This window comes from Streptomyces sp. NPDC014801, assembly GCF_043082085.1.
Classification (GTDB): domain Bacteria; phylum Actinomycetota; class Actinomycetes; order Streptomycetales; family Streptomycetaceae; genus Streptomyces.
Genome location: NZ_JBIBXG010000004.1, coordinates 194,303 through 214,021, shown reverse-complemented (window position 1 = coordinate 214,021; position 19,719 = coordinate 194,303). Strand labels below are relative to the sequence as shown.

Sequence of the window (19,719 nt, the reverse complement as noted above, 5' to 3'; positions counted from 1 at the left end):
AGGAGGACGCGTGCTGGAGCTGTCGATCCTGGGTTTCCTGGCCGAGGAGCCGCTGCACGGCTACGAGCTGAAGGAGCGCATCAAGGCCCTGCACGGCCATGTCCGCCCGGTCAGCGACGGCGCGCTGTACCCGGCGATCACCCGGCTGGGCGACGCGGGCAAGCTCGGCCAGCACACCGAGGAGGGCGCGAGCGCGGCCCCCCGCCGGGTGCTGTCCCTCACCGAGGCCGGCCGCGCGGACCTGCTGGAGCGGCTGCGCCGGCCCAAGCAGGTGGAGATCACCGACCAGGTCCGCTTCAACACCGTCCTGGCGTTCCTGCGGCACCTGCCGGACCCGGTGGAACAGGCCGCGGTGCTGCGCCGCCGCCTGGACTTCCTCCAGGCCCCGTCGAGCTTCTTCTACCGGGACGGCACGCCCGTGCGCGCCGAGGAGGCCGGTGATCTCTTCCGCCAGGGCATGCTGCGCGTGGCCCGGGCGACCGGCGAGGCCGAACGCGCCTGGCTCAGGGAGGCGATCGCCCGGCTGGACCCCGAGGGCCCCTCGGTCTAGGGGGTGTCTCACGGGCCGGGCTCAGCCCAGCTGCACGCGCAGGTAGTCCCGCCACTCGGTGGTGAAGTCCGCGAGGGTGGTGCCGAGGACCGTGCGCATCGCGTCCTCCACGGCCCCGGCCCGCTCCCGGTGCTCCCCCACCGCGCCGTAGAACTCCTTCAGCCGCGGCTCCCCCCAGCGCTCGGCGATCATCCGGCAGGCCAGCCAGCCGCCCTCGTACGCCCGCGCCAGCCGCCCGGCGTCCCCGGCGAAGCCGAAGTCCGCATCGCTCGGCAGCGCCGCCGGCGACTCGCCGTCGGCCACGGCCCGCTGCAGCTCCGGAGCGGCCTCCGCGGCCGTGCGCCCGCTGCCCCGGTAGCCGACCCAGTCGGCGTAACCCTCCGACAGCCACAGCGGCGTCGCCGCGTCGGTGGCACGGCGGGTGGCGACATGGGTCGTCTCGTGGGTGAGGACCACCTGCCGCCCCAGCGAGCCGAGCATGCCGTAGGCGTCGGGGTTGACGATGACCCGGTCCGCCGCGGCCTTCGCCGGGGCGCCGGTCTCCCCGGTGGTGACGGCGGCGATCCCGCGGTAGGAGGAGGCGGGCGACCCCAGCAGCCGTGCCATGCCGTCCAGCGACTCGGGCACCAGCACGACCACCCGGCCCGGCCAGTCGGTTCCCCAGGCGTCGGTCACCGCGGGCACCGCGCGGTCGGCGAGCGCGGCGTAGGAGCCCAGTTGACCCTCGGACTGCCCGACACCGAGGACCAGGCTGTGCCGGCCGCGCACGACCCGTACCGCGCCCTGGTCCCACAACTGCTCGGCGGACTTCGGCGCGGGACGGTCGCCGGCCACCCGCCAGCGCCCGTCCGCGTCGCGGGTCAGCCGCAGCGTGCGGCCCGCGGTCACCGGCGCCTGGTCGTATCCGGTCAGCCGGTAGCGCAACTCGGCGTCGGCGACGGCCGAATCGCCGCTCGCACGCACGCCGGTGACCCGGTACGTGAACGACGCCAGCGGCACCGAGCGCACCTCGGCGAACCCGGCCCGCGTGCCCGTGTCCCCGTAGGCGGCGGCGTCGTGGCGCAGCACCGCCGCCGCGCGCCGGTCGAGCAGCCGCTGCACCTGCGTGCGCACCGGGTCGGTGCCGGACCGGCTGCCGCACGCCACCGGCGACACCAGCAGCAGGCACAGCGAGACGAGAACCGACACCCCCGACACACGCCCTCGACCAGCCACGTTCTCGAGGGTACGGCGACCGGGCCGGTTCAGACCCGGGTCACCGACGAGATCGGCATCATGCCGACCGGGTCGTAGCGCACCGGGGCGCCCGGGTAGGGAGCGTGGATGACCCGGCCGTTGCCGACGTACATGGCGACATGACTGGCGTCGGAGCGGTAGACGACCAGGTCGCCGGGGCGGGCCTGGGACAGCGGCACCTGCCGCCCGGCGAACCGCTGTTCCTGCGAGGTGCGCGGCAGATGCACCCCGGCGCGCGCGTACGCCCACTGCATCAGGCCCGAGCAGTCGAACCCGGAGGGCCCGTTGGCGCCCCACACGTACGGCCTGCCGAGGGCCGCGCGGGCGGCGGCGACCGCGGCGGCGGCCCGCCCGGAGGCCGGGACGGCGCCGCCGAGGTCCGGCAGGTCGATGCGGTCGGAGCGCGAGGCGCGCGCGTAGGCGGCGCGTTCGGCGTCCGGCAGGGAGTTGAGCAGCTGCCGCGCCTTCGCGAGCTTGGACTCGACGGTCTTCTTGTGCCGGGCGACGGTGGCGCGGCTGCGTTCCAGTTCGGTCAGGCGCCGGGTCGCCTCGGCGCGCTCCTGGGCCAGCTCGCGCAGCGCGCCCTGCAGTTCGTGCAGTTGGCCGGCCTGGTGGGCGGTGATCCGGTCGAGCACCGACGCCTTGTCCAGGTAGTCGTCGGGGTCGGCGGAGAACAGCAGCGCCACGGCCGGGTCGAGGCCGCCGGAGCGGTACTGGGCGCCGGCCAGCGAACCCAGCTCCTCCCGCAGGGAGTTCACCTTCTGCTGCTGCCGGGCGATGAGGTCCTGGCTGTCGCTCAGCTGCCGGCGCAGCGCGTCGGCCCGCTCGTCGGCCTTGTTGTACGCCTCGGTGGCCTGCTCGGCCTCCTGGTAGAGGCGGTCGACCTCGGCCCGCGTGTCGCCGTGCGGCGCGGCCACGGCCGAGCCGGCCGGCACGGCACCGAGGGCCGCGGCCGCGGCGGACAGCACACTGAGGGCGGCGCACGCGCCCCGGTCGAAGCCGGGGTTTGCCGCGCGACGGCGATGGGAACCCACGGGAGGCCGCGCTCCTTCCACTGGGGAACAGGACTGCTCCCCGCGGCACAGCACGGCGCCGTGAACGGCGCGGGCCGGGGGAAACGCGGCAGACAGTAGCCCCGCCACGGGCCGGCGGCCAAAGACCGCCGCGGGCACGGACGGTGACGCCCCGCCGCTGACGCAGGTCACCGGCGGGGCGTGGGGTCATTTCCCGTCATCGTGATTCGCCCGTTCGGGCGTCACGGCGTGTTGATCTTGTGGTGAGCGGGACGCCGCCCGGCGTCAGATCCGCACGCCGAACTGGAACGGCATGTTGTTGATGGACTCGTAGCGCACGACGGTGCCGGTGCGCGGGGCGTGCAGCACCTGGCCGTTGCCCGCGTACAGGCCGACGTGGTGCAGGTCGCCGTAGAAGAGCACCAGGTCGCCGACCTGGAGCTGGCTCATGGAGTAGATGCGCGTACCGGCGTTGGCCTGGGCCTGCGAGGTGCGCGGGATGGAGACGCCGGCCTGGGCGTAGGCCCAGGAGGTCAGGCCCGAGCAGTCGAAGGAGGACGGGCCGGAGGCGCCGTAGACGTACGGCGAGCCGAGCTTGGACTGGGCGGCGGAGAAGGCGGCGGCGGCCCGGCCGGAGGCGGCCTTGGAGTTGCCGAGGTCGACGCGGTCGCTCGCGGAGCGGCTGGCGCGGGCGTCCTCGGCGGCGAGGGCGGCCTTCTCGGCGGCCGTCAGGGAGTTGAGCAGCTTCTGCGCCTCGGCGAGCTTGCCCTGGACTTCCTTCTTCTTCTTGCCCAGTTCGGTCCGGGTGGCGGCGAGGTCCTTGAGCTTCGCGGCGGCCTCGGAGCGCTCCTGGGCGAGCTGGCGCTGCTTTTCCTGGATCTTCCTCAGCGCCTCGACCTGCTGGCCGCTCAACTGGTCGAGCGTGGAGGCCTTGTCGAGGTAGGAGTCCGGGTCGGCGGAGAGGAACAGCTGCACCGAGGAGTCGATGGTGCCGGTGCGGTACTGGGCGGCGGCGGCCTGGCCGATGCCGTCGCGGAGCTCGTTGAGCTCCTCCTGGCCGCGGGCCACGTTGTCCTGGATGGTGGAGATCTCCTTCTGGAGGCTCTCCTGCTTCTCCTTGGCGCCGTTGTACTTCTCGGTGGCCTGCTCGGCCTCCTCGTAGAGCTTGTCGACCTTGGCCTTGACCTCGTCCTTGCTCGGCTTCTCGCTGGGCGCGGCATTGGCCGCCTGCGCACTGATGGCGACGGCAGCGGCGGCTGCGGTGGTCAGCACGGTCACACGTGCACGGCTCGGCTGCTTGGGTCGACGGTGGGACGCCACGGAGGCGAACTCCTTCTTGTGAGTAATCACCCGTTCGGAGGTTCGAAGGCAGACCCTAGTGACCTTCTTGTGATCATTCAAATCCTCACAGAAAAAAATCCCGCCCCACCGTGCATTCTTTGCACACAACTCACCAGGGGTGACGCGGGATTGACCGTCCGTTGAGCGCGCCGCACCTCAATTCGGGCATTGGGCCCGTGCGTTCACCTTCTAGGACAGTCGCTTGAGGAGTACCGCAGAAGCGACCGGACGGGCACCGGCCCGCGCGACGCCGTCGGCCACCTCCCGGTCGGTGGAGGCGACGATGACCGGCCGGCCCGGCGGCTCGGCGCGCACCAGCTGACGGATCAGCTCGTCGGCCGTGACGCCCGGCTTGGAGAACAGCACCCGCACCCCGCGCGGCGGCGCCAGCAGCACCGGCGCGGCCAGCTCGGCCCCGTCGAAGACACAGGTGACCTCCGCGCCGGTCTGCGCGGCGAGCGCGGAGAGCTGCCCGAGCAGCCGCAGGCGCTGCTTCTCCAGCGGCATCTGCGGATAGCCGGTCTTGGTGACGTTGTAGCCGTCGACGACCAGGTGCGCCTGCGGCAGCGCGAGCAGCTGGTCGAGGATCGCCGGGTCGTTCTCGGACAGGGCGCGCGCCGCGATGTCCTTCGGCGTCATCCGGCCCGGCTCCACGGCGTCCACGGTCTCGGCCGGGCGCACGGACACCGGCGGCAGGGCGAGTTCGCGCCGCAGCCCCTGGGTGGCGTCCAGCAGGGTGTCCAGCAGCAGCCGGACCCGCATGTCCTCCACGCTGCGGCCCTCGCGCGCGGCGCGGCGGGTGGCCTCCAGGGCCGCCTCCGCCTCGCTCAGGCGCGCCTTGAGCCGGCGTGACTCGCTCTCCGCCGCGGACAGCTGCGCCTGCCCCTCGGCGCGCGCGGCCTCGGCCTCCGCCTGGACCTTGCGCAGGGCCGCCTCGCCGCGCTTGACGTCGCTGAGCGCGGCGCGCAGCTTGCGGTGAAGCGATTCCGCTTCCCTCTTGGCCTGGTCCAGCTCGGCGCGCAGCCGGTCCGTCTCGCCGCGGGTCTGCTCGCGCATCTGCGCCAGCTGCTCGCGCAGCCGCTCCAGCTCGGCGCGGCTCTCCTCGCCGGCGCGCTCGGCGTCGGCGCGCTGTGCCTCCTCGCCGGCCGCGGTGACCAGCTTCACCCAGCCGGAGGGCCGCAGTACGTAGGCCGCGGCCGCCACGTCGAGCGGGTCCGCGGCCGGGGGCGGCGTGCCGGAGTCCAGGGCGCCGGAGAGTTCCGGCTGCGCCTCTCTGAACTTCTCCCCGATCCGCTGGCGGAACAGCGGATCGGTCTCCAGTGCCGCCGCCATCGCGTTCCCGGCGAACTTGGCCCGCCGGTTCGGTGCGAACCGGGCGTACTGCCGAAGCTGTGCGGGCAGTTCGCCGACGGTGAGCCCGCCGAAGCCGTCCGCGACGATCTGGACGACCCTGCGGCGCACGCCGTCGGGCAGCGGACGGTCGAGCACCTCGGCGGCGCCGTCGCCCGGCCCCCCGCCCGTGGTCTCCGCCATCCGTCACCCCTGTAGCTGTCGTACGTCTTTCCCTGCCGGCCGTGAGCGGGTGCGCCGCTCAGGACTCCGGAGCCGGCCGCTCGACGAGCTCCACCTGGTCCACGGCGTTGCACCAGCGGCAGCGCACCGACTCGATGGTCTCACTGAGGACCTCGCGCTCCTCGACCTTCGGCTCGCCCGCCAGATCGAGATGGACGTACTCGACCACCTTCGACGAGCGGGTCACGTCGAAGCGGGTGAGGTTGCCGCAGAGCGTGCAGCGCCACCGCGTCGTGGCGGTCGGCAGGGGAACCGTCATCGTGACTGTTCGCTTTCTTCCAGTGTCCGTGACGCACCGGGCTCCCCGGTGCGTGTGGCTCGTAACCCTACGGCCTGGCGGTCACTCGCCGCTGGTCCGTCCACGGCGGCGAGGCGGTCTGGGCGGATGCGTCCGGTTACGTCATGCTCTGTAGCCATGATCGGCAACTGGGCGACCACGGTCGGTACGGCGAGCAGGACCCTGCGGCACACCTCGGCACCGGTGACGAACGCACTGATCGTCCTGTGCTGCCTGGTCTTCCTGCTCGGGCCGGCCGCGGGGCTGAACCCGGCGTACGGCCACGGCGACGAGCTGCTGACCACCCAGCGGGCGTACTTCCGCCGCTGGGGCGTGGTCCCGGCCGAGCTGTTCAGCGGCGCCCCCGGCGCGGCCCTGACGCCCCTGACGGCTCTGTTCGTCCACGGCAGCTGGGTGCATCTGCTCGGCAACATGCTCTTCCTCCACGTCTTCGGAGCGATGACCGAGGAGCGGATGGGCCGCGGCCGGTACCTGCTGTTCTACGCCGGCTGCGGCGCCCTGGCCCTGCTGGGCTACGCCGTCGCGCACGCCGGCTCCGAGCAGTCGCTGGTCGGCGCCTCCGGAGCGATCTCGGCGGTTCTCGGCGCGTTCCTCTACCTCTTCCCCCGGGCCCGGGTGACCAGTCTCCTGCCGTTCCTGTTCTTCCTGCCGCTGCGCTTCCCGGCGTGGGTCGTGCTGCCGTTCTGGGCGGCGCTGCAGTGGCTGGCGGCGGGGCACGCCGCGCAGGGGCCGGGGGTGGCCTATCTGGCGCACCTGATCGGCTTCGGGCTGGGGTTCCTGGTCGCGTGGGGCGTCTTCCGCCGTGCCACTAGAGTGAAAGCCGCCCCTGCTCCGGCTCCCGAGGGAGAGAACCAGCCGTGATCACCGCGATCGTCCTCATCAAGACCAGCGTGGACCGGATCCCCGAGATCGCCGAGCAGATCGCCTCGCTGGAGAGCGTGAGCGAGGTCTTCTCCGTGACGGGCACCTACGACCTGATCGCCATGGTGCGGGTGCGGCAGCACGAGGACCTGGCGGAGGTCATCCCGGGGCGGATCAGCAAGATCCCGGGTGTGGAGGCCACCGACACGCACGTCGCCTTCCGTACCTACTCCCAGCACGACCTGGAGGCGGCGTTCGCCATCGGTCTGGACTCCTGACCGGGCGGACACCGCCTCACCGGGCGTCACGGCACCTCACACCGCCGGCACGCAGCGGCCGTCCTCCGTCCGGTACGTCCACTTCGCGCCCTGGGTGACCAGTTCCCGCACCGCCGTGACGAAGCGCTCCACGTGCTCGTCGGGGGTGCCGGCGCCGAAGCTGACCCGGATGGCGTTCAGGGACTTCTCGCCCGGGGCCGCCTCGGGGGCGCCGCACTCGCCCTGGGTCTGGGGGTCGCTGCCGAGCAGGGTGCGCACCAGCGGGTGGGCGCAGAAGAGGCCGTCGCGGACACCGATGCCGTACTCCGCGGAGAGGGCGGCGGCGAAGTGGGAGCTGTTCCAGCCCTCGACGACGAAGGAGATCACGCCGACCCGGGGGGCGTCGTCGCCGAAGAGGGAGAGGATCCTGACCTCGGGCACGTCGGCCAGGCCCTCACGGACCCTGGTGATCAGGTGCCGCTCGCGGGCGACCAGGGTGTCCCAGCCGGCCTCGGTGAGCGCCTTGCAGGCGGAGGCGATGGAGTAGGCGCCGATCACGTTCGGGGAGCCGGCCTCGTGGCGGGCGGCGCTGTCGTGCCACTCCACGTCCACTCCCCCGTCCTCGCGGCGGGCGACCTTGCGGCTGGCGCCGCCGCCGGCCAGGTAGGGCTCGGCGGCCTGGAGCCAGTCGGCGCGGCCGGCGAGGACGCCGGAGCCGAAGGGCGCGTACAGCTTGTGGCCGGAGAAGGCGACCCAGTCGACGTCGAGGTCGCGCACGCTCACCGGGTGGTGCGGGGCCAGCTGGGCGGCGTCCAGGACGATCCGGGCGCCGTGGGCGTGCGCGGCGGCGGCCAGCTCGCGCACCGGCCACAGCTCGCCGGTGACGTTGGAGGCGCCGGTGACGCAGACCAGGGCGGGGCCGTGGGGGTCGCGGTCGGCGAGGGCGCGCTCCAGGGTCTCGACGGCCTGCCGCGGGGTGCGCGGGGCGTCGAGGTAGGTGACCTGGGCGTGCTGCCAGGGCAGCAGCGAGGCGTGGTGCTCGGTCTCGAAGACGAAGACCCGGCAGTCGGCCGGGATGGCCCGGGCCAGCAGGTTCAGCGAGTCCGTCGTGGAGCGGGTGAAGACGACCTGGTCGGCCTCGCGGCAGTCGAGGAACTCCGCGACCGTCCGGCGGGCGTTCTCGAACAGGTCGGTGGACAGCTGGGAGAGGTACCCGGCGCCGCGGTGCACGCTGCCGTAGTACGGGGCGTAGGCCGCCACGTCGTCCCAGACGCGCTGCAGGGCGGGGGCGCTGGCGGCGTAGTCGAGCGCCGCGTAGGTGACCTCGCCGCCGGTCACGAGCGGGACGGTGACATCCCGGCCCAGAACGGGCAGCGGGGCACAAACGGACTGGTCGGCGGCAGCGGTGGAGACGGACATGGAGCAACTCCCGTGAAGGCAGGTGGAATCCGCCCGCGAGCCGGCACGGGGGCAGACGCGACCCGTACGGCCACCAGCGGGTGGTGAAGGAAGAAAGGGGATGCGGAGGCGGGGCTCTGCGGCCCTAACGCATTCGCTTGCTCACGGAAGGCACTCCCTCGAACGACCCAGGACCCCTGGTTTCGCGAGGGGTCCGCGCTTGCCGTAGGCCTTGCTGCCGTACGACCTGGTCTTCACCCGGGGCACCCCGCCACGGACGGAGGGTTGCCGGACAGTCGGCCGGGGCCTCATGACTGTCACTCATGACCTGGACAGGAACGTAACCGAAGTGATCGTGGCCTCGCAACCCGTGTCCGGATGGCGGGACCACGTCACCTCGCCGCTATGCGTTGCTCGCCGCCACCCAGCGGTCGAGGGTGTGCTTGGCGGCGCCGGAGTCGATGGACTCGGCCGCCTTCGCCATGGCGGCGCGGATCTGCTCGGTCAGCGGCGCGTCACTCGGGTGCAGGGCGACCAGGGCGGCCGCCGAGTTCAGCACGACGGCGTCGCGCACGGGCCCCTGCTCGCCGTCCAGGACGCGCCGGGCGACCTCGGCGTTGTAGGAGGCGTCGGCGCCGCGCAGGGACTCAACCGGGGCGAGCTCGATGCCGACCTCGCGCGGGTCGAAGGTCTCCTCGGTGACCTTGCCGTCGCGGACGATCCACACCCGGGACGTGGAGGTGATGGTCAGCTCGTCCAGACCGTCGTCGCCTCGGAAGACCAGGGAGGAGTTGCCGCGCTCGGCGAAGACGCCGGCCACGATCGGGGCCATCCGGGCGTCGGCGACACCGACCGCCTGCGCGCGCACCTTCGCCGGGTTGGTCAGCGGGCCCAGCACGTTGAACGTGGTGCGGATGCCCAACTGGCCGCGGGCTGCGGCCACATGACGCAGCGCCGGGTGGAACTTCACCGCGAAGCAGAAGGTGATCCCGGCCTCCTCGGCCACCTCCGGCACTCGGTGCAGCGGCAGGTTGAGGTTGACGCCCAGCTTCTCCAGCACGTCCGAGGCGCCCGAGGCCGAGGAGGCGGCCCGGTTGCCGTGCTTGACGACCTTCGCGCCGGTGCCGGCGACCACGATCGAGGACATGGTGGAGATGTTCACCGTCTTGGCGCCGTCGCCGCCCGTGCCGACGATGTCCACGGTCTGCCCGGGCACCTCGATGACGTTGGCGTGGTCGTACATCGCGCGGACCAGGCCGGTGATCTCCTGGACCGTCTCGCCCTTGGCGCGCAGCGCCACCGCGAACCCGGCGATCTGCGCGTCGGTGGCCTCGCCGCGCATGATCTGGTCCATCGCCCAGGCGGTGTCCTCGGCGCTCTGGTCGCGGCCCTCCAGCAGCCCGTTCAGCACGCGGGGCCAGGAACGGCCCGCCGCGGTGTCGCCTCCAGCGGGGGTCACAGCGCTCATCAGCCGCTCCTGGTCGTCGTCACTGTCCTTGGACGCCTCCACCCTATCGACCCCGGCACCCGCCGAAGCCGCGCGTCCGCACACCGGGACACGGGCGCCCCGGTGGGCCCGGGGAGCGCCCCGGGCCCGGGCGCAAGGCGTCGAGGGGGCACGGCGAAGGGCCCCGCCCGGAAAACCGGACGGGGCCCTTCGACCGTGGCACAGCTGGCGGTGATCAGTGGTGGCCGTGGCCGCTCGTGATCTCCCGGTACTCCTCGACGGTCGGCTTCGGAATCTGCGACTCCTCGCCGAAGTAGGCCTCGCTGAGCTTCGCGCGCAGCTTCTCGGAGGCCTTCACCTTGCGCTCGACACCGTTCTCGTCGACCGTGGGGCCGATCTCGGCCGGCTTGTACTGCTCGTGCGCCGTGAGGGTGTGCAGCGCCTCCTGGCTGAGCGGCTCGTGGACCTCGATGAACTCACCGTGCGGCAGGCGCTTGATGGTGCCGGTCTCGCGACCGTGCAGCACCTTCTCCTTGTCCCGGCGCTGCAGGCCGAGGCAGATGCGCTTGGTGAGGATGAAGGCCAGCACCGGGCCGACGAAGAAGCCGATCCGGACGAACCAGGTGACCGCGTTGATCGACAGGTGGAAGTGGGTGGCCCACAGGTCGTTGCCACCGCCGACCAGCGTGATCATGTAGACGGTGATCCAGGCGACACCGAACGCGGTGCGCGTCGGGGCGTTGCGCGGACGGTCCAGGATGTGGTGCTCGCGCTTGTCGCCGGTGATCCAGGACTCGATGAACGGGTAGACCGCGATCAGCGCCAGGACCAGCGGGAAGAGCACCAGCGGGATGAACACGCCGAGGACCAGCGTGTGACCCCAGAAGTTGACCTCCCAGCCCGGCATGAAGCGGATCAGACCCTCGGCGAAGCCCATGTACCAGTCGGGCTGGGCGCCGGTGGACACCTGGTCCGGCCGGTAGGGGCCCATCGCCCAGATCGGGTTGATCTGCGCGATCGCCGCGATGACCGCGATGACACCGAAGACCAGGAAGAAGAAGCCGCCCGCCTTCGCCATGTACACCGGCAGCAGCGGCATGCCGACGACGTTCTTGTTCGACTTGCCGGGACCCGCGAACTGCGTGTGCTTGTGGTAGAAGACCAGGATCAGGTGGGCCACCATCAGGCCCAGCATGATGCCCGGCAGCAGCAGGATGTGGATCGAGTAGAAGCGGGCCACGAAGTCGCCGCCCGGGAACTCGCCGCCGAAGAGGAAGAACGACAGGTACGTGCCGACGATCGGCACGGACAGGATCGCGCCCTCCATGAAGCGGACACCGGTGCCGGAGAGCAGGTCGTCCGGGAGCGAGTAACCGGTGAAGCCGGTGAACATGCCCAGGACGAACAGCAGGAAGCCGAACAGCCAGTTGATCTCACGCGGCTTGCGGAACGCGCCGGTGAAGAACACGCGCATCATGTGCACGAACATGCCCGCGAGGAAGATCAGCGCGGCCCAGTGGTGGATCTGCCGGATGAGCAGGCCACCGCGCACGTCGAAGGAGATGTGCAGGGTCGACTTGAACGCCTCGGACATCATCTGTCCCTGCAGCGGGACGTAGCTGCCGTGGTACTCCACCTCGTTCATCGACGGGTGGAAGAACAGCGTCAGATAGACACCCGTCAGGATGATGATGAGGAAGCTGTACATGCACACTTCGCCCAACATGAACGACCAGTGGTCGGGGAAGATCTTGCGCATGTTCGCCTTGGCGAGGGAGTAGATCCCCAGCCGGCCGTCGGCCCAGTCGGCGACGCGTTCGCCGGCCGGTGCCTTCCCGCGAGAGCGGGGTGCTTGGTTCGCTGCAGTACTCATCCGCGCTCCCAGAAAGCAGGACCGACGGGCTCTTCGAAGTCGCCGAGCGCCTCGAGGTAGCCCTCGTCGTTCACGCCGATGCGCAGCTGCGGCAGGGCGTGACCGGCGGGACCGAAGATCACGCGGGCACCGTCGGAGAGGTCGAAGGTGGACTGGTGGCAGGGGCACAGCACGTGGTGCGTCTGCTGCTCGTACAGCGAGATGGGGCAACCGACGTGGGTGCAGATCTTGGAGTACGCCACGATGCCTTCGTGCGACCACTCCAGCTCGCGCTTGTCCTTGATGTTGTCCGGCTGGAGCCGGACGATCATCAGGGCCGCCTTGGCGATCTCGGTCTGGAAGTCCTCGTCGTGCTCCTCCAGGCCCTCGGGCTTGGCGAAGGTGAGCGAGCCGACGGCGACGTCCTCGGGACGCAGCGGCTCGTTCGTGTTCATGTTGACGAGCAGCTTGCCCTTGGACCACAGCGTGTGACGCAGCTTCGTCCCGGGCAGCGGACCGAGGTCGCGCAGCAGGAACAGACCGGACAGCGGCACCAGGGTGAGGGCGCCGACCATCGTGTTGCGGATCAGCTTGCGCCGGCCGAGGGCCGACTCCTTGGCGCCCTGGCGGAAGTCCGCGTGGACCTTGGCCCGGACCTCCGGGGAGGCCTCGATCGGGTGACGCTCGTCGGCGACCTCCACGTCGGACATCAGGGTGCGGGCCCAGTGGACCGCGCCCGCGCCGATGCAGAACAGCGCCGTGCCGAGGGTCAGACCGAGCGCGAAGTTCAGCGCGCTGAGGTGACCGATCGGGAAGACGAAGATCGACTTCTCGTGGGGGATGGTCACGTACGAGACGATGAAGCCGATGGTGGCCAGCATCGACACCGTGAACAGCAGGGCCACCACGCGCTCGGACCGCTTGGCGGCCCGCTCGTCGATGTCCTGGATCCGGTGCTCGTGGGGCGGCAGGCCCGGGTCGGCGAACGGGTTGTCGTCCGCGACGCCCACCGCGCCGTGCGCGTGCTCCTGCTCAGCGGGCAGGTTCTCTTCTGGAATGTCTTGGCTACTCATGACTTCTTGGCCTTTGCGGTCCGAGCGGCGACCCAGACGGCGACCGCGATCAGGGCACCGAGACCGAAGATCCAGGCGAACAGACCCTCACTGACCGGCCCGAGGCCGCCCAGCTCCAGACCGCCCGGGTTCTCCGTCTCACTGCCGTTGACCGCGTGCAGGTACGCGATGATGTCCTTCTTGTTCTGCTCCGACAGGGTGGTGTCGGGGAACGACGGCATGTTCTGCGGGCCCGTCTGCATGGCCTCGTAGATGTGCTTCGGGTCCACACCCTCGAGCGTCGGGGCGTACTTGCCGTTGGTCAGCGCGCCGCCCTTGCCGGTGAAGTTGTGGCACTGCGCGCAGTTGGTGCGGAACAGCTCGCCACCCTTGGCGATGTCCGCGCCCTCCGGGCCGTACTGCTGCTTCGTCGGGACGGCCGGGCCGGCACCGAGCGAGGCGACGTAGGCCGCGAGCTGGTCGATCTGGGCCTGCGTGTAGATGTTCTTCTTCCGCGGGATCTGGGCCATCTGCGAGGTGGAGGCCGGCATACGGCCGGTGCCCACCTGGAAGTCGACCGCCGCGGCGCCCACGCCGACCAGGCTCGGACCGTCGGAGGTGCCCTGACCGCCGGTGCCGTGGCAGCTGGCGCAGCCCACGGTGTAGAGCTTCTTGCCCTCGTCGATGGCGAGGGACTGGGAGGTTTCATCGGCCTGCGCCTTGCCCGCGGGCGCGAACGCGGCGTACAGACCCCCCGTGGCCGCCAGCGCGAGGAGTAGGACGACGACCGCCGCCAGCGGATGGCGTCGTCGTGCGGAAAGCTTTTTCACGGATTACCCCGGTGTCAGGATCTTCTGCGTCGATGCTTCTGGTGTGCGTTGCGGGAACGCGCGTGGGATCTTCTCCGACTACTTGATCAGGTAGATCGTGGCGAAGAGGCCGATCCAGACGACATCGACGAAGTGCCAGTAGTAGGACACGACGATGGCGGCGGTCGCCTGCTCGTGCGTGAACCTCTTCGCCGCGTAGGTGCGGCCGAGGACCAGCAGGAAGGCGATGAGACCGCCTGTCACGTGCAGGCCGTGGAAGCCGGTGGTCAGGTAGAAGACCGAGCCGTACGGGTCCGAGGACAGCGAGATGCCGTCCTTCTTCACCAGCTCGGTGTACTCGTAGATCTGACCGCCGATGAAGATCGCACCCATGATGAAGGTGACGATGAACCAGCCCCGGAGCTTCTTCACGTCACCGCGCTCGGCCGCGAACACGCCGAGCTGGCAGGTGAGCGAGGAGAGCACCAGGATCGTGGTGTTCGTCGCGGAGAAGGGCACGTTCAGGGCGTGCGCCATCTCCTTCCAGTGCTCGGCACCCGTCACCGAACGCAGGGTGAAGTACATCGCGAAGAGGGCCGCGAAGAACATCAGCTCGGAACTCAACCAGATGATGGTTCCGACGCTGGTGAGGTTCGGCCGATTGACCGACGGGTGCGCGTGCCCGGTTTCTACTGTCGTTGCTGTCGCCACGACCGACATTATGTCGGTCGCTTATCCCGCCCTCACTCCGGGGGGTGCCGTTCGGAGTGTTCCCAGCGTGTGTAGGGCCCGTATGGCCCATCGCAGAGGTGTTCCCACAGGTGTTGACGGACTGCCCGAGGGAGTAGCATCCGGCGCAACGGGCTTGTCTCTACGACGCTGACGTCTCGGAGGAACCATGCGGCCGACCGCCACGGTGCTGGTCTACAGCGACGACTCCAACACGCGGGAGCAGGTACGGCTCGCGACCGGACGGCGGCCGGCGCCGGACGCCCCGGTGGTGGAGTTCGTGGAGTGCGCGACGCCCGAGGCGGTCCTGCGGGAGCTGGACAAGGGCGGCATCGACGTCTGTGTGCTGGACGGCGAGGCGGTGCCGATGGGCGGCATGGGGATGTGCCGGCAGATCAAGGACGAGATCTTCCGCTGCCCGCCCGTGCTGCTGCTCATCGGACGGCCCCAGGACGCCTGGCTGGCCACGTGGAGCCGCGCGGACGCCGCGGTGACGCTCCCGGTGGACCCGGTGGAGTTCGCCTCGGCGCTGGCGTCCCTGCTGCGCCAGGAGCGGCTGCAGAGCGCCTGAGGCCCCTGCCCCGCCTGAGGGGCTGCTGCCGCCCCGGCTGTGGGGCGGCCGCGGGCCCGTGGTGGCCGGCCGCACCCCCACGGGGTGCGGCCTCCCTCCCCGGGTCCGCCGCCTGCGGGTCTGAAGACTCTGCGCGTCTGGAGACTCTGCGGGTCTAGAGACTCTGCGGGCTGAGCCGGGCCTGGTCCTGGGTGCTCGTCGTGTTGGTCTTGGCGCCGGTGACGGCGCTGCCGGCGCGCCACTTCTTCCAGTCCAGGTTCCAGTCGCCGAAGCCGTTGCCGAAGGGCTCCATCGTCTCGCCCTCGGAGTTCACGACCTGAACGACGTCGCCCTCACGGACGTGGTCGAAGAACCACTCGGCGTTGGCGGTGCTCATGCCGGTGCAGCCGTGGGAGACGTTGGCGGAGCCCTGGGAGCCCACGGACCAGGGGGCGGCGTGGACGTACTCTCCGCTCCAGGTCACCCGGGTGGCGTAGTAGACCGGCAGGTCGTAGGAGTCGGCGCTGCCCTCGGCGATGCCGATGGTGGTGCCGCGCATCCGTACGAAGTACTCCTTGCCCAGGACCACCTTGACGCCGTTGCGGGTGTCGAAGCCCGGCTTGCCCGTGGTGACCGGGAACTGTTCGACCTCCTCATCGTTCTTGTAGTACGTCAGCGTGTGGGCGGCGGCGTCCGTGACGGCGACGACCTTGTCGCCCGTGGTGAGCTTCACGGCAGGGGACTTGCCGCCCCAGAGGCGGTCGCCGATCTTGATGCCGTCCAGGTTGCTGCGCACCTCGATGGTGGCGTGGGCGGGCCAGTACTCCTCGGGCCGGTAGTGCAGCTGCTTGTCGTCGACCCAGTACCAGGAGCCCTGCACGGCGGGCGTGGAGGTCACCTTCAGGGCGCGCTCGACGACGGCCCGCTGGTTCTTGTCCTTGATGGGCTGGCTCAGCTCCGCGGTGACGGGCTGGCCCACGCCGTAGGTGCCGGACTTGGGGCCGAACTTCACCGTGAGCGTCTTCTTCGCCGTGGGCTTGCCGGTGTCGAAGGTGAGGACCTTGCGCCCGGGGGCGCCGTCGTCGTCCTCGGTGCTCACCCGGACCGTGTAGTGGGCGCCTGCGGCCAGCGGCTCGGTGCTGTGCCAGCGGGAGCCGTCGGCGGAGAGTTCGCCCGCCACGAAGCGTCCTGTGGCGTCCACGGCGGTGACGTCCGTGATGCGGTCGTCGTCCTCCGCGGTGATCTCCAGAGGCTTGTCGGGGTCGGCCTTCTCGCCGTCCCCGGAGGGACCGTTGAAGGCGATCTGGTCGGCCGCGTCGTAGGGACGGTCGGCGAGCGGGTTGCCGTCCGAGCCGCAGGCGGTGGCGGCCGCACTCAGGGCGATCACCAGCAGCGTGCAGCCGACGGCTGTGCGGGGACGGATAGGCGTGCTCATGGCTTCACGCTAGGAAGCTTCGTCAAGGGCGGCGCGCGCAGTCAGCCGTCCGGGTGACGGCGATTACGGCGAACGGGTAACCGGGCCCCCGCGAACGCGTGAGCCCGGACGCTCCGTGAGGAGTGTCCGGGCTCATCGGCGCTCGGCGCGTGTTACTGGGTGCGGTTCTCACCGCGGTAGTACTCGAAGACCCAGCCCCAGATGCCGATCAGGATGATCGGGGCCGCGAAGTACAGCAGCCACCAGCCGACCGCGACACCGAGGAACGCGATCGCGCCGCCGACGCCCAGGGCGAGCGGCTGCCAGCTGTGCGGGCTGAAGAAGCCCAGCTCGCCGGCGTCGTCCGCGACATCGGCCTCCTTGTTGTCCTGCGCACCGGTGTCCACCCGCTTGGCCGTGAAGCCGAGGTAGAAGCCGATCATGATGGACAGGCCGAAGGCCAGGAAGAGAGCGGTGGTACCGGCCGGCTCCTTCGACCACACGCCATAGACACACGCCATGACGAGGATGAAGACGCTCAGCCAGATGAACATCTTGCCCTGGATCTTCACTTGCCGGCCTCCTTGCCGCCCGCGATGGCCTTCTCACCGTGGCCGGCGTGCGCCAGCTGGTCGAGCTCGGCGATCTCCGGGTGGTGCAGGTCGAACGCCGGGGATTCGCTGCGGATCCGCGGCAGGGTGAGGAAGTTGTGGCGCGGCGGCGGGCAGGAGGTCGCCCACTCCAGGGAGCGGCCGTAGCCCCACGGGTCGTCGACGCCGACCGGCTTGCCGTACTTGGCCGTCTTCCACACGTTGTAGAAGAACGGCAGGATCGACAGGCCGAGCACGAAGGACGCGATGGTCGAGATCGTGTTCAGGGCGGTGAAGCCGTCCGCCGCCAGGTAGTCGGCGTAACGACGCGGCATGCCCTCGGCGCCCAGCCAGTGCTGCACCAGGAAGGTGCCGTGGAAGCCGACGAACAGCAGCCAGAAGGTGATCTTGCCCAGGCGCTCGTCGAGCATCTTGCCGGTGAACTTCGGCCACCAGAAGTGGAAGCCGGAGAACATCGCGAAGACGACGGTGCCGAACACCACGTAGTGGAAGTGCGCCACCACGAAGTACGAGTCCGAGATGTGGAAGTCCATCGGCGGCGAGGCCAGGATGACACCGGTCAGACCACCGAAGGTGAAGGTGATCAGGAAGCCGGTCGCCCACAGCATCGGGGTTTCGAAGGACAGGCTGCCCTTCCACATCGTGCCGATCCAGTTGAAGAACTTCACACCGGTCGGGACCGCGATCAGGAAGGTCATGAAGGAGAAGAACGGCAGCAGCACACCGCCGGTGACGTACATGTGGTGCGCCCACACCGTCACGGACAGACCGGCGATCGCGATGGTGGCCGCGATCAGACCCATGTAGCCGAACATCGGCTTGCGGGAGAAGACCGGGATGACCTCGGAGATGATGCCGAAGAACGGCAGGGCGATGATGTACACCTCTGGGTGGCCGAAGAACCAGAAGAGGTGTTGCCACAGCAGTGCGCCGCCGTTGGTGGCGTCGAAGACGTGGGCACCGAACTTGCGGTCCGCCTCCAGGGCGAACAGCGCGGCCGCGAGGACCGGGAAGGCCAGCAGGACCAGGACACCGGTCAGCAGCACGTTCCACACGAAGATCGGCATGCGGAACATCGTCATGCCCGGAGCGCGCATGCAGATGATCGTGGTGATGAAGTTGACCGAGCCGAGGATGGTGCCGAAGCCGGAGAAGGCCAGACCCATGATCCACATGTCGGCGCCGATGCCCGGCGAGCGGACCGCGTCCGACAGCGGGGAGTAGGCGAACCAGCCGAAGTCGGCGGCGCCCTGCGGGGTGAGGAAGCCACCCACGGCGATCGTCGAGCCGAACAGGTACAGCCAGTAGGCGAACATGTTCAGCCGCGGGAAGGCGACGTCGGGGGCACCGATCTGCAGCGGCATGATCCAGTTCGCGAAGCCCGCGAACAGCGGCGTCGCGAACATCAGCAGCATGATCGTGCCGTGCATCGTGAACGCCTGGTTGAACTGCTCGTTCGACATGATCTGCAGACCCGGACGGGCCAGCTCGGCGCGCATGAACAGCGCCATGACGCCACCGATGCAGAAGAACGCGAACGACGTGACCAGGTAGAGCGTTCCGATGGTCTTGTGGTCGGTGGTGGTGAGCCACTTGACCACGACATTGCCGGGCTGCTTGCGCCGCACCGGCAGCTCGTCCTCGTAGTACGGCTTGTCAGCCGCCGAGGCACCCTGAGGTTCGTTGACGATGCTCACAGGACGTTCGACTCCCGGTTCTTCTCGTGCCCCGTCTGCGCGATGCCGGCGGGAACGTAACCGGTCTGCCCCTTCTTGACGAGGTCCTTCAGGTGCTGCTCGTAGCGCTCGGGGGAGACGACCTTCACGTTGAACAGCATCCGGGAGTGGTCGACGCCGCACAGCTCGGCGCACTTGCCCCGGAAGGTGCCCTCCGCGTTGGGAGTCACCTGGAACGAGTTGGTGTGGCCCGGGATGACGTCCTGCTTCATCAGGAACGGCAGCACCCAGAACGAGTGGATGACGTCACGCGAGGTGAGGATGAAGCGGACCGTCTGGCCCTTGGGGAGCCAGAGCGTCGGACCGGGGTTGCCGTTCTGCGGGTTCCGGGTGGCCGGGGTGCCGCAGTCGTAGACGCCGCCGGCGTTGGCCGGGTACGCCTTGGTGAACCGCTCCGGGATCGCGTTCAGTTCCGGGGCGGTCTTGGCGTCACCGGTGGAACCGGGGACGTTCTCGATGTAGTTGAAGCACCAGCTCCACTGGAAGCCGACCACGTTGACCGTGACGTCCGGCTTCTTGTCGAGGCTGAGCAGCTTCGACTCGTCGCGAGCGGTGAAGTAGAACAGCACCGAGACGATGAGGATCGGAACGACCGTGTACAGGGCCTCGATGGGGAGGTTGTACCGGGTCTGCGGAGGAACCTCGACCTTGGTGCGGCTGCGCCGGTGGAAGAAAGCACTCCACAGAATCAGACCCCACACCAGCACGCCAACGGCGAGCGCGGCAGCCCAGGAGCCCTGCCACAGGGAGAGGATCCGCGGAGCCTCTTCCGTGGTCGGGGTGGGCATACCAAGGCGGGGGAAGTCCTTGTATGTGCAACCGGTTGCGGTCGCCAGGACCAGGCCCGCGGTCAGTGCCTGCAGCAGCTTCCGCCGCATCGGGCGCCGCGGCGAGCGGTCGGAGCCGTTGGGACTCACGTAGCGCCTTCCCGAGAGTCTCGCCCGCGCGGTTCGGCTGCGGCCTTCTCGCTGGTCGGTCGCCGCCCTGCGTCGG

The 19,719-nt window shown here is 70.2% G+C and carries 19 protein-coding genes and 1 riboswitch; of the genes, 4 read left to right on the top strand and 15 right to left on the bottom strand.

Translation table 11 applies throughout. The features are described from left to right. Window positions 1–10: 10 nt before the first annotated feature. On the top strand, window positions 11–550 hold the full coding sequence (locus ACF1AL_RS10425; RefSeq protein WP_391697630.1) for a PadR family transcriptional regulator: 540 nt from the start codon (window positions 11–13) through the stop codon (window positions 548–550). 21 nt (window positions 551–571) lie between these two features. On the opposite strand, the gene ACF1AL_RS10420 is transcribed toward ACF1AL_RS10425, so the two are convergent. The 5 genes from ACF1AL_RS10420 to ACF1AL_RS10400 form a co-directional block, all read right to left on the bottom strand. Next, on the bottom strand, window positions 572–1,765 hold the full coding sequence (locus tag ACF1AL_RS10420) for a hypothetical protein (RefSeq protein ID WP_391825783.1): 1,194 nt from the start codon (window positions 1,763–1,765) through the stop codon (window positions 572–574). Window positions 1,766–1,794: 29 nt separating this feature from the next. Continuing rightward, window positions 1,795–2,820 carry an NlpC/P60 family protein gene (locus ACF1AL_RS10415; RefSeq protein ID WP_391697636.1) on the bottom strand — a complete coding sequence of 342 codons (1,026 nt, stop codon included), beginning with the start codon at window positions 2,818–2,820 and terminating at the stop codon, window positions 1,795–1,797. Window positions 2,821–3,084: 264 nt separating this feature from the next. Beyond that, window positions 3,085–4,119 (bottom strand): NlpC/P60 family protein, encoded by a 1,035-nt coding sequence (locus ACF1AL_RS10410; RefSeq protein ID WP_366836101.1) that lies wholly within the window; start codon window positions 4,117–4,119, stop codon window positions 3,085–3,087. A gap of 210 nt (window positions 4,120–4,329) precedes the next feature. After that, window positions 4,330–5,673 carry an NYN domain-containing protein gene (locus ACF1AL_RS10405; RefSeq protein ID WP_384211311.1) on the bottom strand — a complete coding sequence of 448 codons (1,344 nt, stop codon included), beginning with the start codon at window positions 5,671–5,673 and terminating at the stop codon, window positions 4,330–4,332. 58 nt (window positions 5,674–5,731) lie between these two features. Then, entirely contained in the window at window positions 5,732–5,971 is a 240-nt protein-coding gene (locus ACF1AL_RS10400; protein ID WP_366835985.1) for a hypothetical protein, read from the bottom strand. A 156-nt stretch (window positions 5,972–6,127) separates the two neighbouring features. On the opposite strand from ACF1AL_RS10400, the gene ACF1AL_RS10395 reads away from it, so the two are divergent. Both ACF1AL_RS10395 and ACF1AL_RS10390 read left to right on the top strand, forming a co-directional pair. Next, a complete protein-coding gene (locus ACF1AL_RS10395) occupies window positions 6,128–6,871 on the top strand; it encodes a rhomboid family intramembrane serine protease (protein WP_391778824.1) in 744 nt (247 codons plus the stop codon). Continuing rightward, window positions 6,868–7,149, top strand: a complete 282-nt coding sequence (locus ACF1AL_RS10390; protein ID WP_103782644.1) for an Lrp/AsnC family transcriptional regulator — start codon at window positions 6,868–6,870, stop codon at window positions 7,147–7,149. Before ACF1AL_RS10395 ends, ACF1AL_RS10390 begins: the two co-directional genes overlap by 4 nt. 36 nt (window positions 7,150–7,185) lie before the next feature. Here ACF1AL_RS10390 and ACF1AL_RS10385 read toward each other — a convergent pair whose 3' ends face one another. From ACF1AL_RS10385 to ACF1AL_RS10360, 6 genes are all read right to left on the bottom strand, one after another. Then, window positions 7,186–8,547, bottom strand: a complete 1,362-nt coding sequence (locus ACF1AL_RS10385; RefSeq protein ID WP_391778825.1) for an aminotransferase class V-fold PLP-dependent enzyme — start codon at window positions 8,545–8,547, stop codon at window positions 7,186–7,188. A gap of 190 nt (window positions 8,548–8,737) precedes the next feature. Continuing rightward, a riboswitch (SAM riboswitch) is annotated at window positions 8,738–8,855 on the bottom strand. A 74-nt stretch (window positions 8,856–8,929) separates the two neighbouring features. Further along, a complete protein-coding gene (trpD, locus tag ACF1AL_RS10380) occupies window positions 8,930–9,994 on the bottom strand; it encodes an anthranilate phosphoribosyltransferase (RefSeq protein WP_391697644.1) in 1,065 nt (354 codons plus the stop codon). A 214-nt stretch (window positions 9,995–10,208) separates the two neighbouring features. After that, window positions 10,209–11,846: a cytochrome bc complex cytochrome b subunit gene (locus ACF1AL_RS10375; RefSeq protein ID WP_391697647.1), complete on the bottom strand. Its 1,638-nt coding sequence runs from the start codon at window positions 11,844–11,846 to the stop codon at window positions 10,209–10,211. Beyond that, window positions 11,843–12,898: a Rieske 2Fe-2S domain-containing protein gene (locus tag ACF1AL_RS10370; RefSeq protein ID WP_366835990.1), complete on the bottom strand. Its 1,056-nt coding sequence runs from the start codon at window positions 12,896–12,898 to the stop codon at window positions 11,843–11,845. Before ACF1AL_RS10370 ends, ACF1AL_RS10375 begins: the two co-directional genes overlap by 4 nt. Continuing rightward, entirely contained in the window at window positions 12,895–13,707 is an 813-nt protein-coding gene (locus ACF1AL_RS10365) for a c-type cytochrome (RefSeq protein WP_366835992.1), read from the bottom strand. Before ACF1AL_RS10365 ends, ACF1AL_RS10370 begins: the two co-directional genes overlap by 4 nt. Before the next feature lie 78 nt (window positions 13,708–13,785). Further along, window positions 13,786–14,406, bottom strand: a complete 621-nt coding sequence (locus ACF1AL_RS10360; RefSeq protein WP_366835993.1) for a heme-copper oxidase subunit III — start codon at window positions 14,404–14,406, stop codon at window positions 13,786–13,788. Window positions 14,407–14,584: 178 nt separating this feature from the next. Between ACF1AL_RS10360 and ACF1AL_RS10355 the strand changes: the two genes are divergently transcribed. Continuing rightward, window positions 14,585–14,986, top strand: a complete 402-nt coding sequence (locus ACF1AL_RS10355; RefSeq protein ID WP_366835994.1) for a hypothetical protein — start codon at window positions 14,585–14,587, stop codon at window positions 14,984–14,986. Between the two features lie 154 nt (window positions 14,987–15,140). On the opposite strand, the gene ACF1AL_RS10350 is transcribed toward ACF1AL_RS10355, so the two are convergent. The 4 genes from ACF1AL_RS10350 to coxB all read right to left on the bottom strand — a co-directional run bounded on the left by ACF1AL_RS10350 (window position 15,141) and on the right by coxB (window position 19,643). Further along, window positions 15,141–16,400: an Ig-like domain-containing protein gene (locus ACF1AL_RS10350; RefSeq protein ID WP_366835995.1), complete on the bottom strand. Its 1,260-nt coding sequence runs from the start codon at window positions 16,398–16,400 to the stop codon at window positions 15,141–15,143. Window positions 16,401–16,552: 152 nt separating this feature from the next. Further along, entirely contained in the window at window positions 16,553–16,951 is a 399-nt protein-coding gene (locus ACF1AL_RS10345; protein ID WP_391697652.1) for a cytochrome c oxidase subunit 4, read from the bottom strand. Continuing rightward, window positions 16,948–18,687: a cytochrome c oxidase subunit I gene (gene ctaD / locus ACF1AL_RS10340; RefSeq protein WP_391697655.1), complete on the bottom strand. Its 1,740-nt coding sequence runs from the start codon at window positions 18,685–18,687 to the stop codon at window positions 16,948–16,950. Before ctaD ends, ACF1AL_RS10345 begins: the two co-directional genes overlap by 4 nt. Continuing rightward, the gene (coxB, locus tag ACF1AL_RS10335; RefSeq protein ID WP_391697658.1) at window positions 18,684–19,643 is read right to left on the bottom strand and encodes a cytochrome c oxidase subunit II; all 960 of its coding nucleotides are present in this window, start codon (window positions 19,641–19,643) and stop codon (window positions 18,684–18,686) included. Before coxB ends, ctaD begins: the two co-directional genes overlap by 4 nt. Between the last annotated feature and the right edge of the window lie 76 nt (window positions 19,644–19,719).